General features: G+C 31.1%; 10 protein-coding genes. 6 read left to right on the top strand and 4 right to left on the bottom strand.

All coding sequences use genetic code 11. From position 1 onward, the window contains the following. Window positions 1-11: 11 nt before the first annotated feature. The 4 genes from carB to argJ are packed head-to-tail and all read right to left on the bottom strand — an operon-like array spanning window position 12 to window position 6,565. Complete coding sequence (gene carB, locus X924_RS08370) at window positions 12-3,251, bottom strand: carbamoyl-phosphate synthase large subunit (protein ID WP_121958458.1); 3,240 nt, start codon at window positions 3,249-3,251, stop codon at window positions 12-14. A gap of 44 nt (window positions 3,252-3,295) precedes the next feature. Further along, window positions 3,296-4,477: an acetylornithine transaminase gene (locus X924_RS08365; RefSeq protein ID WP_369826038.1), complete on the bottom strand. Its 1,182-nt coding sequence runs from the start codon at window positions 4,475-4,477 to the stop codon at window positions 3,296-3,298. Beyond that, a complete protein-coding gene (gene argB, locus X924_RS08360; protein ID WP_121958456.1) occupies window positions 4,464-5,363 on the bottom strand; it encodes an acetylglutamate kinase in 900 nt (299 codons plus the stop codon). Before argB ends, X924_RS08365 begins: the two co-directional genes overlap by 14 nt. Beyond that, window positions 5,360-6,565 (bottom strand): bifunctional glutamate N-acetyltransferase/amino-acid acetyltransferase ArgJ, encoded by a 1,206-nt coding sequence (argJ, locus tag X924_RS08355; RefSeq protein WP_369826037.1) that lies wholly within the window; start codon window positions 6,563-6,565, stop codon window positions 5,360-5,362. Before argJ ends, argB begins: the two co-directional genes overlap by 4 nt. 830 nt (window positions 6,566-7,395) lie before the next feature. Here argJ and pheA point away from each other — a divergent pair. From pheA to X924_RS08325, 6 genes are all read left to right on the top strand, one after another. Beyond that, window positions 7,396-8,289 carry a prephenate dehydratase gene (gene pheA / locus X924_RS08350; protein ID WP_121958454.1) on the top strand — a complete coding sequence of 298 codons (894 nt, stop codon included), beginning with the start codon at window positions 7,396-7,398 and terminating at the stop codon, window positions 8,287-8,289. Between the two features lie 30 nt (window positions 8,290-8,319). Further along, complete coding sequence (gdhA, locus tag X924_RS08345; RefSeq protein WP_121958453.1) at window positions 8,320-9,684, top strand: NADP-specific glutamate dehydrogenase; 1,365 nt, start codon at window positions 8,320-8,322, stop codon at window positions 9,682-9,684. A gap of 12 nt (window positions 9,685-9,696) precedes the next feature. Next, window positions 9,697-11,352 (top strand): dihydroxy-acid dehydratase, encoded by a 1,656-nt coding sequence (ilvD, locus tag X924_RS08340; RefSeq protein ID WP_121958452.1) that lies wholly within the window; start codon window positions 9,697-9,699, stop codon window positions 11,350-11,352. 32 nt (window positions 11,353-11,384) lie between these two features. Continuing rightward, the gene (ilvB, locus tag X924_RS08335; RefSeq protein WP_121958451.1) at window positions 11,385-13,079 is read left to right on the top strand and encodes a biosynthetic-type acetolactate synthase large subunit; all 1,695 of its coding nucleotides are present in this window, start codon (window positions 11,385-11,387) and stop codon (window positions 13,077-13,079) included. Between the two features lie 10 nt (window positions 13,080-13,089). Next, window positions 13,090-13,575, top strand: a complete 486-nt coding sequence (gene ilvN / locus X924_RS08330) for an acetolactate synthase small subunit (RefSeq protein ID WP_121958450.1) — start codon at window positions 13,090-13,092, stop codon at window positions 13,573-13,575. Between the two features lie 826 nt (window positions 13,576-14,401). Further along, window positions 14,402-15,910, top strand: coding sequence for an ABC transporter substrate-binding protein (locus tag X924_RS08325; protein ID WP_199172685.1), 1,509 nt, complete (start codon window positions 14,402-14,404; stop codon window positions 15,908-15,910). The last annotated feature ends 9 nt before the right edge of the window (window positions 15,911-15,919 follow it).

Genomic DNA, 15,919 nt, shown 5'->3' with positions numbered 1-15,919 from the left:
ATAAAATTTTTTTAATTAGTTGCTTTAGTTACTTTAATAGAATTTTTCTTTCTGTTCTCAAGTATTTTGAGGTATTCATTTAATGATAGGATACTACTATCTTCTATATTTAAATTTTTTGATGCTTCAAGAGCAAATTTTGAAGTTTCTAAAGAAGTAAATAAAGTAACACCATATTTAACACACGTACTTCTCAATTTGAATCCATAGTTTTTGATTTCTTTACCTTTAGTAGGAATATTTATAACAACATCAAAGAACTTTTCTTTTATCAAGTCTATAGCTTTTTCAAAATTCAAAGGTTCAATTTCTATACCGAGCATTTTAAAATACTCAACCGTACCTATCGTTCCATACAATTCATATCCATTGGTTTCATAATATTTTATTACCGAATATGATTCTTTAAAACTTTCTTTTGATAAAGAAATCAGTATCTTTCCTTTTGTTGGAAGATTTAATCCAGCACTTTTCAATGCTTTGTAAGCAGCATTATAATAGTTTAAATCAATACCAATAGTTTCACCTGTTGATTTCATTTCAGCCTCCAAAGCTACTTCTACATTAGATAACTTTTCCAAAGAAAAGATCGGTGCTTTGACTACAGTATAAGTGATATCTTCTAAAATAACTTCATTATAGCCCATTTCATCTAAGGTTTTATTCAAAGCTATATCAACAGCTATTTTAACCAAAGGAATTCTTGTAACTTTACTTATTATAGGAACGGTTCTTGAAGCTCTGGGATTAACTTCTAAAACATAAACTTCTCCATCTTTAACAATAAATTGGATATTTATAAGACCTTTGACATGCAAAGCTTTTGAAATCTTTGTTGAATATTCAACTATTTTGTCTTTTTCTTCTTTTGTCAAGTTTCTTGCAGGAAATATGGCGAAACTATCTCCAGAATGAATACCAGCCTTTTCTACATGTTCCATAATTCCTGGAATTAGTATATTTTCACCATCAGAAACAGCATCTATTTCTACTTCTTTCCCATCTATGTATTGATCTATCAAAATAGGTCTATTTGAAGATAGCTTTAAAGCCTGATTTACATAGCTAAATAGTTCTTCAAAATTTCTTACTTTTTCAATAGACTGCCCCCCAATAACATAAGAAGGTCTTACTAAAAGTGGAAATCCTATGTCTTTAGCTATTTCGATAGCTTCTTCATAAGAAGTAGCATAGCCACACTGAGGCTGCTTGATTCCCAATTGTTTTAATAACATAGAAAATTTTTTTCTATCTTCACTTAAATCTATATTTTCATATTGAGTTCCTAAAATTTTTATTCCGTTTTTCTCAAGAGCTTCAGTTAAGTTAAGAGCTGTTTGACCACCAAACATAACCATAACCCCTATAGGATTTTCTTTTTCGAGAATGTTTAAAACGTCTTCTAAAGTTAAAGGTTCAAAGTAAAGTCTATCTCCCGTATCAAAGTCAGTACTCACAGTTTCCGGATTATTGTTGATAATGATTGATTTTATTCCACTTTCTTTCAACGCCCATAAAGCTTTAACTGTACAATAATCGAATTCTACTCCTTGTCCAATTCGTATGGGTCCAGATCCTATTACTACAACTTTTTTCATATTATGAACATTTACTTCGTCATCTTTATCATAATAGGTAGAATACAAATATTCCGCAGAAGTCTTGGGATGTTGTGGGTGAGTATTAACAAACTTATAAGATGGAAATATTTTGTATGTTTTTCGAAGAGACAATACTTCTTGTTCATTTAAACCTTTCAATTCTGCAATTTCTTTGTCGGTAAAACCCATTTTTTTTGCTTTAATCAATACATCTTCATCTAAGATAGAGCCTTTTATCTTTTTTTCCATTTCAACTATCGATTTTATCTTTTTTAAAAACCATGGATCAATAAAAGTCCATTCATAAATTTTTTCTATGCTCATTTCTCTTCTTAAAGCTTCAGCTATATAAAACAATCTTTTATCTGTTGGCTTTTTCAGATTTTCAATTAATTTATTATCATCTTCTTGATGAACTTTCTCGTCTCTTAATCCGTATTTTTTGATTTCTAAAGATCTTACCGCTTTTAGTAAAGATTCTTCAAAGCTCGAAGCTATTGCCATTACTTCTCCAGTAGATTTCATTTGTGTCCCTATTTCTTTATCCGCATTTATGAATTTATCAAACGGCCATCTTGGTATTTTAGTTACTGTATAATTAAGTGAAGGTTCATAAAACGCTGTTGTTTCTTCGTTTACTGGATTTTTTATTTCATTTAAATTGTATCCTAAAGCAATTTTCGAGACAATTCTTGCTATCGGATACCCGCTTGCTTTAGAAGCAAGTGCGCTTGATCTGCTAAGTCTTGGATTTACCTCAATCACATAGTATTCACCGCTATAAGGATGTAAGGCAAATTGTATATTACTGCCTCCTTCAATTTTTAAGGCTTTTACAATTTTAATAGCAGAATTTTTTAACAGTTGGATTTCCGACTTTTTCAATGTTTGACAAGGTGCAACTACAATACTATCACCAGTATGAATACCTACAGGATCGATATTTTCCATATCACACACAATTATACAGTTATCCGATTTATCTCTTATAACCTCAAATTCAATTTCTTTCCAACCATATAAAGATTTTTCTATCAGTACTTCTTTTGTCATACTTTTACTTAACCCTGATTCCACAAAATCAACCAATTCTTTTTCGTTATACGCAAAGCCTCCACCAGTACCTCCTAAAGTAAAAGCCGGACGAATAATTAAAGGGAATCCTACATTGTTTACAAAATTCAAAGCTTCTTTCACGTTATTTACTGTAATACTTTCAGCTACAGGTTCTTTTATTTCCAACATCTTCTTTTTAAATAATTCTCTACTTTCTGCTGTCTTTATAGACTCTACAGAAGTTCCTAACACTTTAACGTTGTATCTATCAAGAATTCCGCTTTCTTTAAGCTTTATAGTAAGATTTAGTCCTGTTTGTCCTCCCAATGTCCCAAGAATTCCATCAGGTCTTTCTTTCGAAATGATTTTTTCAATAACATCTAATTCTGGATTCTCTACATATACTTTATCAGCTATTTCAATATCAGTCATAATTGTAGCGGGATTATTGTTTACAAGAATAACTTTACATCCTTCTTCTTTCAATGATTTACATGCTTGTGTACCTGAGTAATCAAATTCTGCAGCTTGACCTATGGTGATAGGTCCCGAACCAATTACTAACACCCTTTTTATATCATTATTTTTTGGCATTTTTCCCCTCCTGTTTTCATAAACCTTCCGGAAAATTTTTCTTTTTAAAAATTTTTAAAGACATCTTCTAATATTTCCAAAGCTTGGTCAATTTCTGATTTTGTAACTATTAATGGTGGAACAAATCTTAAAACATTGTGGTTTACTATATTTATTAACAATCCTTTTTTCATTGCTTGTTTGACTATTTCTCCACCTTCTTGCATATTTAATTTACATCCGATCATCAAACCTTTCCCTCTAACTTCTTCCATAATAGAATATTTTTCTTTAATATAAAAAAGATGTTTCTTAAGATAATCCCCCTTATCTTTTATTTGATCTAAAAAAGATTTATCACTAATTATTTTCATAACTTTTATTCCTATGGCACATGCAAGAGGATTTCCTCCAAAAGTAGATGCGTGATCTCCAGGTACAAAAACATCTGCTTTTTCATCAACAATCATTGCACCAATTGGAAAACCACTTCCTAAACCTTTAGCTAATGTCATTACATTTGGAACTATACCAAAATGTTCATAAGCAAAAAGTTTTCCTGTTCTTCCAATTCCCGTTTGAACCTCATCAAAAATCAATAATATGTCCTTTTCGTCGCATAACTTTCTAACTTCTTGTAAATAATTTTTATCTCCTTCATTTATTCCACCTTCACCTTGTATTGGCTCTAACATGACCGCACAAGTTTCATCATCAATGGCAGATTCTAAATCATCAATATCGTTATATTTAACATACTTAAACCCTGGTACTAAAGGTTCAAACCCCTTTTGATATTTAAACTGGCCTGTAGCAGTTAAAGCCCCGTAAGTTCTTCCATGAAAAGAATTTGTTGCTGCTATTATTTTGTACTTTTTCCCACCATATTTTAAAGTTCCGTATTTTCTTGCCAATTTTATCGCTGCTTCATTTGCTTCAGCACCGCTATTAGCAAAAAATACTTTTTCTCCAAAAGAATTTTCACAGATAATATTTGCCAGTTCTATCTGATTTTCATTCCAATATAAATTCGAACAATGTATAAGTTTTTCTGATTGTTCTTTTATCGCATTTACTACTTCAGGGTGAGAATGCCCTAAGGAATTAACAGCAATTCCTGCTACAAAATCGAGATATTCATTACCTTCACTATCCCAAACTTTACACCCATTACCTTTTACCAACTTGATAGGATATCTTGAATATGTATTCATTACGTGATTTTTATCTTCTTTATAAGTTATCATCATCATAACACTCCTTTGCAATCATAGTTCCTATACCTTTATCAGTAAAAATCTCCAAAAGCAACGCATGCGATATTCTTCCATCAATTATATGAGCTCTTTTAACTCCGTTTTCTATTGACTTGATACAGCATTTTAACTTTGGGATCATACCTTTGCTTACATATCCTGAATTTAAAAATTCTTTGGCTTGTTCATAGCTCATTCTTGGAATAACGCTATTTTTATCGTGTGTATCTTTTAAAACACCTTCTACATCAGTTAAAAGTATGAATTTTTCAGCTTTTAACGCTGAAGCTATTCCACCAGCAGCAACATCTGCATTTACATTGTATGTTTTTCCGTCTATTCCTATAGCACATGGAGCAATTACAGGAATATAACCTTTTTCAATTAATGTCAAAACTATTTCTTTATTTATTTCAACAATATCTCCAACATAACCTAAGTCACCATAAGTTTCGTCTTTTTTTGCCAATATTAAATTTGCATCTTTTCCACTTATTCCTACGGCTTTACCTCCTAAAGCATTTATAGTAGAAATTATTTCTTTGTTTATTTTTCCTACAAGCACCATTTCCACTATTTCCATAACTTTTTCATCTGTAACTCTCAATCCATTTACAAATTTTGTTTCGATGTTTAATTGTTTCAACATATTATTTATTTCAGGACCTCCACCATGCACAATTACAGGATTTAACCCAACATACTTCATTAAAACAATATCTTGCATAACCATTCTTTTACTTTCTTCATCTGTCATAGCATTACCACCGTACTTGATTACAGCAATCTTGCCAGAAAACTTTTTAATATATGGCAATGCTTCAACTAAAACTTCTGCTTTTTCGATTTCATTTAGATACTTTTCTTCTTTTATCATGATCTGTATCCTCCGTTTATTTTTATGTAATCATAGCTCATATCACAACCCCAACTTACTGCTTTTTCTTTCCCTTCCCTTAAATTAATCAATATCTTTATTTCCTTTTCTTTCAATATTTCTTTTGCTTTTTCTTCACTAAAATTAATGAAATGTCCATTTTGGCAAACATTTATTTTTCCAACTTTATTTTCAAGATAAATATATACATTGCCTGGGTCAAAATTTGCACCCGAATAACCTGCTGCTGCAATTATTCTTCCCCAATTAGCATCTTCTCCAAAAAAAGCTGTTTTAACTAAATTTGATTTAATAACAGTCCTAGATATCAATTTGGCATCTTCTACAGTTTTAGCTCCTGTAACTTCTACTTCCAAAAACTTAGTTGCTCCTTCACCATCTTTTACGATCATTTTGGCCAAAGCTGTATTAACTTCATTTAAAGCCTCACAAAAAATATAAAATTCTTCTGTATCTTCAAAAATTTCTTTATTTGCTGCCTTTTTGTTAGCTAAAATTACTACAGTATCGTTAGTGCTTGTATCTCCATCTACACTTATCATATTGTAGGAATCGTTAACTGAATTTTTTAAAGCTTTATTTAAAGCCGACTTTTCAATATTAGCGTCTGTTAATATAAAAGATAACATAGTTGCCATATTAGGATGTATCATTCCAGAACCCTTTGCTATACCAACAATCGTAATCTTCTTTCCATGAATTAAAACTTCCTTAGAATAAACTTTTGGAAAAGTATCCGTTGTCATAATTGCATTTGCAAAATTCAATAAATCATCGTTTTTTTCTGATCCTGTAGATAAAATTTGTGAAATTTTGGTAATACCTGAAACAATTTTTTCCATATCTAAAGGCATACCGATTACACCTGTTGAACATACAAACACATCTTCAGGTAATATGTCTAAAGCCAAAGCTGTCTTAGAAGCCATTTCTAAAGAGTCAGAATATCCCTTTTCGCCTGTACATGCATTGGCATTTCCACTATTAACAATTATTGCTTGAATTTCGTTGTTTTCAATATTTTTCATGCTTAAAAGAACTGGGGCAGCTTTAACCTTATTAGTTGTAAAAACCGCAGCTGCATTAGCCTTTTCTACTGAATAAATAACTCCAAGGTCTTTTTTTGATTTTTTTATTCCACAATGAATCCCTGCCATTTTGTAACCTATCGGTAAGTTTATTGTTTTTTGAGATATTAATTCAAACATAGTTCTCCTCCTATTAAGATTTTTTATACTTACTTTAGAAATTTATTAAACTTATATTCTATGCTATCTGTAGCTAAGAAAAAGAGAATGGAGCTCCGCCACGAACCTGTTTTAAATCTAAAAACTCATTTTTCAGAAAATCTCTCTTTCTAAAGTTACTAAGTTCATAAGTAATAAAAAAACGGCTACATCTAATTTAGATGTAGCCGTGTGATTTTAAATCGATAGGAATTTCTTTAATTCCTATCTCATAAGCACCAACGTACCGGTGCTTATGAACCACCGGCTACATTGGCGCCTCCTATTATTATTTTCATTAGAAATAACATTAGTATTTATAAAAAAACAATTATCCTTCAAATTCATATACTTAAAAAACTCCCTTTTCAATAATTTTTTAAATTGTATCAGAAAAAATTAATTTTGTCAATTTTAATTAAATAACTAATATAAAAATAGTTAAATAAAGGATTTTCCAAGGATTTTTTATTAAAAATCAAGGCAAAATAATGTTATAATTATGTTTCATAAAAGTTAATATTAAGTAAATCATAAAAACGACTAAAATTATCTAATTTATTAATAAGCGATTAAATGCTTTATATAAAACCTTTTCGCTATTTTATATAAAATTTTGAAAAAAAGAAGATTTTGATGTATAATCACTAATAATTTAAGATAATCTTAAATAGTTACCAATAATTAGCTAAAATGAAACTTTTTTCAATTCGTATACATCTATGAAAAAAATTTCGTAATAGTTGGATTAAAAGTTATTAATTTTAAAGGAGTTGCATGCTTTTATGTTGCTGAATCATCTAAACTGTGCTTTTTTAGGCCCCAAAGGGACTTTTAGCGAAATCGCAGCAATATCATATTTTGGTAATGATAATAATTTTTATCCTCAAAAAACTATAACAGAAGTTTTTGAAGTAGTTGAAAACAATAAAAATTTTTATGGTATTGTACCCATAGAGAATTCTATTGAAGGTTCGGTAAGCACAGTTATGGATTTATTATTTGAAATTTCCGATGTAGTTATCGTTGGTGAATGTATCGTCCCAATAAGGCATTTTTTATTATCGAATGAAACTTTATCTTTAGAAAAAGTTAAAGTGCTCTACTCTCATCAACAAGCTATAAATCAATGTAATAAGTTTATAAAAAAGAACTTAAAAAGCGTCGAAATAATATTTACAGCAAGTACTACAAATGCTTGTGAAATAATCTCAAATATTCCAAATTCTGCCGCAATTGCTTCTAAAAGAGCTATCCAATTGTACAATTTAAAGGTTTTAGCTTCAGACATTCAGGATTCTAATAACAATTATACAAGGTTTTTAGTTATAAAAAATAAAAATAATGAAGTGACTTTTGTAAAAGATTTAGAAAATGAAGTAAACAGGTATAAAACATCTATAATATGTGCTCCCAAATATAACAAAGCCGGAGTCTTATGCGATATATTAGAAATTTTTAAAAGAGAAAACATTAATTTAACCAGGATAGAATCTAGGCCAACCAAAAAGCAGTTAGGTGAATATCTCTTTTATATTGATTTAGAAGGATACATTCATAATCCAAAAATAGAATGTGCTTTGAAAGACATTAAAAATATATGTTCTTTTTTTAAATTTCTTGGAAGTTATCCATTAAAAAGGGAAATGAATTCTACCGAGGAAGTTATAAAAAATTAAATTTTTTAAATTTTTAAGGGAGGGGTTTTTATGGAAATTGAAGAAAGAGTTAATGTTAATGATTATGTTTTTAAGGTTTTGGAGACCGTTAAACTAAGAAATCCGGGGGAAAAAGAGTTTCACCAAGCAGTTGAAGAAGTTTTAACATCTATTACACCCTTACTTGAAGAACGAAAAGAATACTTGGAAGCAGGAATTCTTGAAAGAATTGTTGAACCTGAAAGGGTCGTATATTTTCGAGTGCCTTGGATAGATGACAAAGGAAGAACAAGAGTTAACAGAGGATTTAGAGTTCAGTTCAACAGTGCTTTAGGGCCTTATAAAGGGGGATTAAGATTTCATCCAACAGTAAACACTAGCATCGTAAAATTTTTAGGATTTGAGCAAATATTTAAAAATGCTTTAACAGGTTTGCCAATGGGCGGAGGAAAAGGAGGCTCAGATTTTAATCCTAAGGGAAAGTCAGATATGGAAATAATGAAATTTTGTCAAAGCTTCATGACAGAATTAAGTAGATATATTGGCGACGATATAGATGTACCAGCGGGAGATATTGGAGTAGGAGATAGGGAAATAGGATACTTATTTGGACAATTTAAAAGATTAAAAGGAGCTTATGAAGTCGGCGCTTTGACAGGCAAAAACATCCGTATAGGAGGAAGTTTAGTCAGGAAAGAAGCAACTGGTTATGGATTAATTTATTTTGTATCCCGCATGTTAGAAGACAATGGTTTGACTTTGGAAAATAAAAAAGTTATAGTCTCAGGTTCAGGGAATGTCGCTATATATGCTATAGAAAAAGCTCAACAATTAGGCGCTAAAGTTCTTGCTTGCAGTGATTCTTCCGGATTTGTATATGATTACGATGGAATAGATGTGGAAATTCTTAAAGCTATAAAAGAAAAACAAAGAAAAAGTTTAACAGAATATATAAAATTTAGACCAAACGCAGAATATAATGAAAATAGTAAAAATATTTGGAAAATACCTTGTGACATAGCTTTACCATGTGCCACTCAAAATGAAATAGATGAAGAAATTGCTAAAATTCTAATAAAAAATGGGGTAAAAGCTGTTGGAGAAGGTGCAAACATGCCGACAACAAAAGAAGGAATAGACCTATTTATTAAAAACAAAGTTCTGTTTGCTCCAGCAAAAGCAAGCAATGCGGGTGGAGTTGCTGTATCTGGTTTAGAAATGATCCAAAACGCAGGTAAAACGTATTGGAGTTACGAAGAAGTAGACCAACGATTAAAGAAAATTATGTACGAAATATATAAAATTGCATCTGAAACCGCAGAAGCATTTAATGAACCTGGTAATTTATTAAAAGGAGCAAATATAGCTTCTTTTGAGAAAGTAGCGAATGCTATGTTAATTCAAGGAATAGTTTGAAGGAGGGTTTTAATGAACAGTGACGAAGTAAAAAAAGGAATAGATAAGGCTCCTCACAGATCTTTATTTTACGCTTTGGGTTTAACAAAAGATGAAATCGAAAAACCTATAATTGGAATTGCTAACTCTGCAAGTGATATAATTCCCGGTCATAAGCATTTAAATGAAATCTGTAACCATGTGAAAAACGGAGTATACGCTGCAGGAGGAACTCCTTTAGCTTTTTCAACTATTGGAATTTGTGACGGTATTTCTATGGGGCATAACGGTATGAACTATTCTTTACCAAGTAGAGACTTAATTGCTGATTCTATAGAATCCGTTGTTAAAGCTTACAAATTTGATGGTTTAGTTATTATTCCAAATTGCGATAAAATAGTTCCAGGTATGATAATGGGAGCTTTGAGAGTTAATATACCAACCATTGTAATTAGTGGTGGACCAATGCTTGCTGGAAGATACAACGGTAAAAAAATAGACCTTCATGATATGTTTGAAGCAGTAGGAGCTGCAAGCTCTGGAAAGATGACTCAAGAAGAATTAAATAACATGGAGATGATGGCTTGCCCAGGCTATGGGTCTTGTGCTGGAATGTTTACTGCTAATTCAATGAACTGTTTAACAGAAGCTTTGGGACTTTCACTGCCGGGAAATGGTACTATTCCGGCAGTTTTTTCTAACAGAATGCGCTTAGCTACAGAAAGCGGCAAAAAAATTGTAGAGTTAGTAAAAAAAGGTATTAAACCTTTGGATATAGTAAATGAAAAATCTATAGAAAATGCTTTAACATTGGATATGGCTTTAGGCTGTTCTACAAACACCGCTTTACATTTACCTGCTATAGCACATGAGGCTCACATAGATTTTGACATGGAGTTAATAAATAAAATAAGTTCAAAAACTCCACATATATGTAGTTTATCTCCTGCGGGAATACATCATATTGAGGATTTATATTATGCAGGCGGAATACCCGCCGTATTGAAAGAACTTTCAAAAAGAAATTTACTACATTTGGAATGTTTAACAGTATCCGGTAAACCGCTAAGAGAGGTTGTCGATTTAGTTAAGTTTATAGACTATGAAGTTATCAGACCAATAGACAAACCTTATCATAACGATGGCGGATTAGCAGTATTAAGAGGAAATATTGCCCCTAACGGAGCCGTTGTCAAACAAGTTGCGGTAGCAAATGAAATGATGGTTCATAAAGGACCAGCAAAAGTTTTTATTAAAGAAGAAGAGGCTCTAAAAGCTATATACCAAGGAAAAATAAAAGAAGGAGACGTTGTTGTAATATTATACGAAGGTCCAAAAGGCGGACCAGGAATGCGAGAAATGCTTGCAGCCACTTCTGCATTAGCAGGAATGGGTTTAGATAAAAAAGTTGCTTTAATAACTGACGGAAGATTTTCAGGTGCGACTCGAGGAGCATCTATCGGTCATGTTTCTCCCGAAGCTGCTTTGGGAGGACCTATTGGAGTAATTAAAAATGGAGATATTATCTCAATTAACATTCCTCAAAAAACCTTAAACTTGGAAGTTTCTCAAGAAGAATTAAATAATCGTCTAAGGAGTTTTAAACCTATAAATAATAATTATGAAGGATATTTAAAACGTTATAGTTATCATGTTCAAACTGCAGATAAAGGAGCTTACTTAGAATAATATAAAATTGAAAAATTTTGTGAGGTGGTTTGATGCCTATTTATTCCGGAGCAAAGATTTTGGTTGAATCTTTACTCAGAGAAAATGTCGATGTTGTTTTTGGTTATCCCGGAGGAAAGGTTATTCCTTTGTATGATGCATTATTTGATGCACCTATTCGTCATGTGTTAGTTCGTCATGAACAAGGTGCTGCACATGCTGCAGATGGTTATGCAAGAAGCACTGGAAAAGTGGGAGTGTGCATTGCTACCTCTGGTCCCGGAGCAACCAACTTAGTAACAGGACTTGCAACAGCTTATATGGATTCAATCCCAATAGTAGCTTTTACTGGTCAAGCTCCTACAAGTCTTTTAGGTACGGATTCTTTTCAAGAAGTTGATATTAGAGGTATAACAATACCTATTACCAAACATAACTATATGGTTACCAATGTTAAAGACTTGGCACGAGTTATCAAAGAAGCTTTTTACATAGCAAAAAGCGGAAGACCTGGGCCTGTACTTATAGATTTACCTGTAGATGTACTTAAATCAAATGCAGATTTCATATACCCTGAGAAAATAGATCTACCTGGTTATCAGCCTACTTATGAAGGAAATTATTTACAGATAAAATTAGCAGCTGAAGAAATAAATAATTCTCTCAAACCTGTTATTTTTGCTGGTGGAGGAGTTATTAATTCCGATGCTTCAGAAGAATTAACAACTTTAGCAAAGAAAGCTAAAATCCCTGTGACAACATCTTTAATGGGTCTTGGTTCTTTCCCTGAGAATGACGAACTATCTTTGGGAATGCTTGGTATGCATGGTACAAAATATGCAAATTATGCCATTTCTGAAGCAGATTTAATAATTGGTATAGGCGTTCGTTTTGATGATAGAGTAACAGGAAAAATAGAAACTTTTGCTCCAAATGCTAAAATTATACATATAGATATTGACCCTGCAGAAATAAATAAAAATGTAAAAGTTAATGTTCCTATAGTAGGAAATGCAAAAAATGTATTAAAAAAATTAATTCCATTAGTTAAACAAATTGAAAGAAATGAATGGTTAGAAACGATAAGAGATTGGAAGAAAAAATACCCATTATACTATGAAAAAGATACGTCTAATATAAAACCGCAATATCTTATTGAAAAAATTAAAGAACTAACTAATGAAAATACCATAATTGTAACGGAAGTTGGACAACATCAAATGTGGGCAGCACAATACTTTAAATATACCAAACCAAGAACTTTTATAACTTCTGGTGGACTTGGAACTATGGGATTTGGTTTACCCGCAAGTGTGGGAGTACAAATAGGTAATCCAGATAAGTTAGTCGTAACTATTTCTGGTGATGGAAGTTTTCAAATGAATCTTCAAGAATTAGCTACTATTAAAAATAATAATCTCCCTATAAAAATAATTATTTTAAATAACGGCACTCTGGGAATGGTAAGGCAGTGGCAAGAATTATTTTTTAACGAAAGATATTCTTCTACAATACTAACAAATCCAGACTTTGTAAAACTTGCTGAAGCATACGGTATTGTATCTATGAGAGTAAAAGATCCAAAAGATTTAGACATTTCCTTGAAAAAAATTTTTGAGTATTCTGGGCCAGTATTATTAGATGTTATCATTCCTCAAGATGAAAACGTATTTCCAATGGTTCCAGAGGGTGGATCTTTGAAAAAAATGCTCGATCTTAAAACGCTAATAAAACAAGTAGAGTATTGAGGAGGTAACTATGAGACATATTTTATCAGTAACGGTATCTAATCAGCCTGCAGTTTTAGCAAGAATATCTGGATTATTTAGTAGAAGAAACTTCAATATTCTCAGTTTAAATGTTGGAGAAACAGATAAACCTGAATTTTCAAGAATGACCATTGTAGTTGAAGGTAATGACGATACTATTGAACAGGTAAAAAAACAGTTATACAAACTAATTGATGTAATAAAAATCACCGATCTGAATCAAACAAATATGGTAGAAAGAGATATGGCTTTGATAAAAGTAAATTGCAATAAAAATCAAAGAAGCCAAGTAATTCAAGTTGTAGACGTCTTTAGAGGTAAAATTGTAGATTTTTCTATAGAAACTGTTACAGTAGAGGTTACTGGAGATGAAAACAAAATAACTGCTTTTATAGAAATATTAAAAGATTTTGGAATAAAAGAAATTGTAAGAACAGGAATAATTGCTCTTGATAGAGAATTAAGCGTCTCTTAATAATAAAAATAGTGACTCTAAAAATGAAGCGTTTCAGAAAGTAAGCATTTTGAATTTTAAAACGGGTCCAGGGCGGAGCCCTCTTTCTGCTTCCTTGGTTGCAAGTACCAAAAGAGTTAAAAAAATCATATATTGTAAGGATTAGATAGACACTTTAGAAACAGAGATTTTATAAAAACGAGGTTTTGAATTTTAAAATGGGTCCAGGGCGGAGCCCTCTACCCCTTTTCTTTGCTACATGTACCAAAAGAATTAAAAAATTCATATATTGTAAGGATTAGATAGACACTTTTAGAAACAGAGATTTTATAAAAACGAGGTTTTGAATTTTAAAATGGGTCCAGGACGGAGCCCTCTACCCCTTTTCTTTGCTACATGTACCAAAAGAATTAAAAAATTCATATATTGTAAGGATTAGATAGACACTTTTAGAAACAGAGATTTTATAAAAACGAGGTTTTGAATTTTAAAATGGGTCCAGGGCGGAGCCCTCTACCCCTTTTCTTTGCTACATGTACCAAAAGAATTAAAAAATTCATATATTGTAAGGATTAGATAGACACTTTAGAAACAGAGATTTTATAAAAACGAGGTTTTGAATTTAAAATGGGTCCAGGGCATAGCCATACCCTTTTTCAGTATAAGGTACCGAGTACCTAAAAATATTATTGACTTTAGAAATAAAGTTCTTGAAAAAAGATTTTGAATTTAAAATGGGCCCAGGGGGGAGATATTTTTTAAAAGAATCAACGCTAAAATATACATATAATAAAGATTTTGGAATTTCTAAAAGGAGTAAAAAATATTACATTAGGAGGTAGTTGGTATGAAAAAAGTATTTTTTGTGATCTTAATGATCACACTATTATTTGGAGCTTTTGGTTTTTCACAAAAGTCAGGTGGTACCTTACAAATCGGAATTGAAACGGAACCTATAGGTTTAGATCCTCATTTAGTAACTGCTTTTTCATCTTTTAGAATTTTAGAAAATATTTATGACGGACTATTAAAATATGATGAAAACATGAATTTAGTACCAAATATCGCAGAAAAATATGAGATCCCTGATCCATATACTATAATATTTACTATAAGAGACAACGTTTATTTTCACAACGGAGATAAACTAACATTAGATGACATTATCTTTTCTTTTGAAAGGATAAGAGACAAAGATGTAGGATCTCCAGCAGCTACTTATTATGTTGAAGTTGAAAGCATAAGTATTGTAGGGCCAAACAAAATTCAATTTAAATTAAAAGTTCCTATGGTTAATTCTTTACTACCTAACTTTGCAAGCGTTAACAGCGCAATTGTTTCAAAAAAATTTGTAACCTCAGGACACAATCTACAATTAGAAACCAACGGCACAGGTCCTTTTTATTTATATCAATATATGACAGGAAACCATATTACCTTAAATAAAAATAATAATTACTTTATTTCTGAACAACCTTATTTAGACAAAATAGTTTTTCGAATAATTCCTGAAGAAATATCGCGAGCCACTGCTTTAAGAAATAAAGATGTTGATTTAATCGAAGTAAAAGAACCCTTAACACTAAGAAGCTTACCAACTAATAATTATAAAACATTTAAAAAACCATCTTTAAGTTATTATTTGTTAGGATATAATACTACAAGAGAACCTTTTACCAATCCATCAATTCGAAGTGCTTTAAGCTTAGCTATAAACAGAGAAGAAATAATTAATATGGTAGCTTTTGGTGAAGGTTCAATAACAGGACCTTTAAATCCAACTTTGAAACCCTGGGCATTACCTCCAAGCAGTTTTGAAGAATATGAATATAATATAGAAAAAGCTAAAAAAATTCTATCTGACAATGGGTATCCTAATGGTTTTGAATTTGATTTAGTAGTCTCAAATAGATATAGTCTTGATAAAATTGCTCAAGTAATACAATCACAATTAGCAAAAATTAATGTTAAAGTTAATATTGATTTGGTAGAATGGGGAATTTTCATAAGCAAATGGAGAAATAGCGACTTTGATGCTTTTGTTTCCCTTAATTCTGGTTCTATAGATCCTGATATCCAATTTTATAGAACTTTTCATTCTGGTGGATCAACTAATGTATTTTTATATTCAAATCCTATAGTAGACAAACTTTTACAGGATGGAAGAACAGAGATAGATGTTTCAAAGAGAATTCAAATATATAATCAATTACAAAAAATTTTAGTTAAAGAATCTCCTATTCTTTTTTTATACTCTCCAAATATAATTTATGCTGGTCAAAACTATGTTGAAGGATTTACACCTTTGGCAAATGAAAGCTTAATTTTCTTGAGAGAAACTTGGTTAAATAAATAAAAATAAAGG

Origin of the sequence: Petrotoga sp. 9PWA.NaAc.5.4 (assembly GCF_002895485.1) — a bacterium.
In the GTDB taxonomy this organism is placed as follows: domain Bacteria; phylum Thermotogota; class Thermotogae; order Petrotogales; family Petrotogaceae; genus AZRK01.
Note: the sequence above shows the minus strand (reverse complement) of the source record. Positions and strands in the feature narration are given on the sequence as shown.

What these genes read in the sequence shown, in the direction of transcription:
- carB (WP_121958458.1), bottom strand. Translation starts at nt 3,251, where the DNA reads ATGCCAAAAAATAATGATATAAAAAGGGTGTTAGTAATTGGTTCGGGA.
- X924_RS08365 (WP_369826038.1), bottom strand. Translation starts at nt 4,477, where the DNA reads ATGATAACTTATAAAGAAGATAAAAATCACGTAATGAATACATATTCA.
- argB (WP_121958456.1), bottom strand. Translation starts at nt 5,363, where the DNA reads ATGATAAAAGAAGAAAAGTATCTAAATGAAATCGAAAAAGCAGAAGTT.
- pheA (WP_121958454.1), top strand. Translation starts at nt 7,396, where the DNA reads ATGTTGCTGAATCATCTAAACTGTGCTTTTTTAGGCCCCAAAGGGACT.
- gdhA (WP_121958453.1), top strand. Translation starts at nt 8,320, where the DNA reads ATGGAAATTGAAGAAAGAGTTAATGTTAATGATTATGTTTTTAAGGTT.
- ilvD (WP_121958452.1), top strand. Translation starts at nt 9,697, where the DNA reads ATGAACAGTGACGAAGTAAAAAAAGGAATAGATAAGGCTCCTCACAGA.
- ilvB (WP_121958451.1), top strand. Translation starts at nt 11,385, where the DNA reads ATGCCTATTTATTCCGGAGCAAAGATTTTGGTTGAATCTTTACTCAGA.
- ilvN (WP_121958450.1), top strand. Translation starts at nt 13,090, where the DNA reads ATGAGACATATTTTATCAGTAACGGTATCTAATCAGCCTGCAGTTTTA.
- X924_RS08325 (WP_199172685.1), top strand. Translation starts at nt 14,402, where the DNA reads ATGAAAAAAGTATTTTTTGTGATCTTAATGATCACACTATTATTTGGA.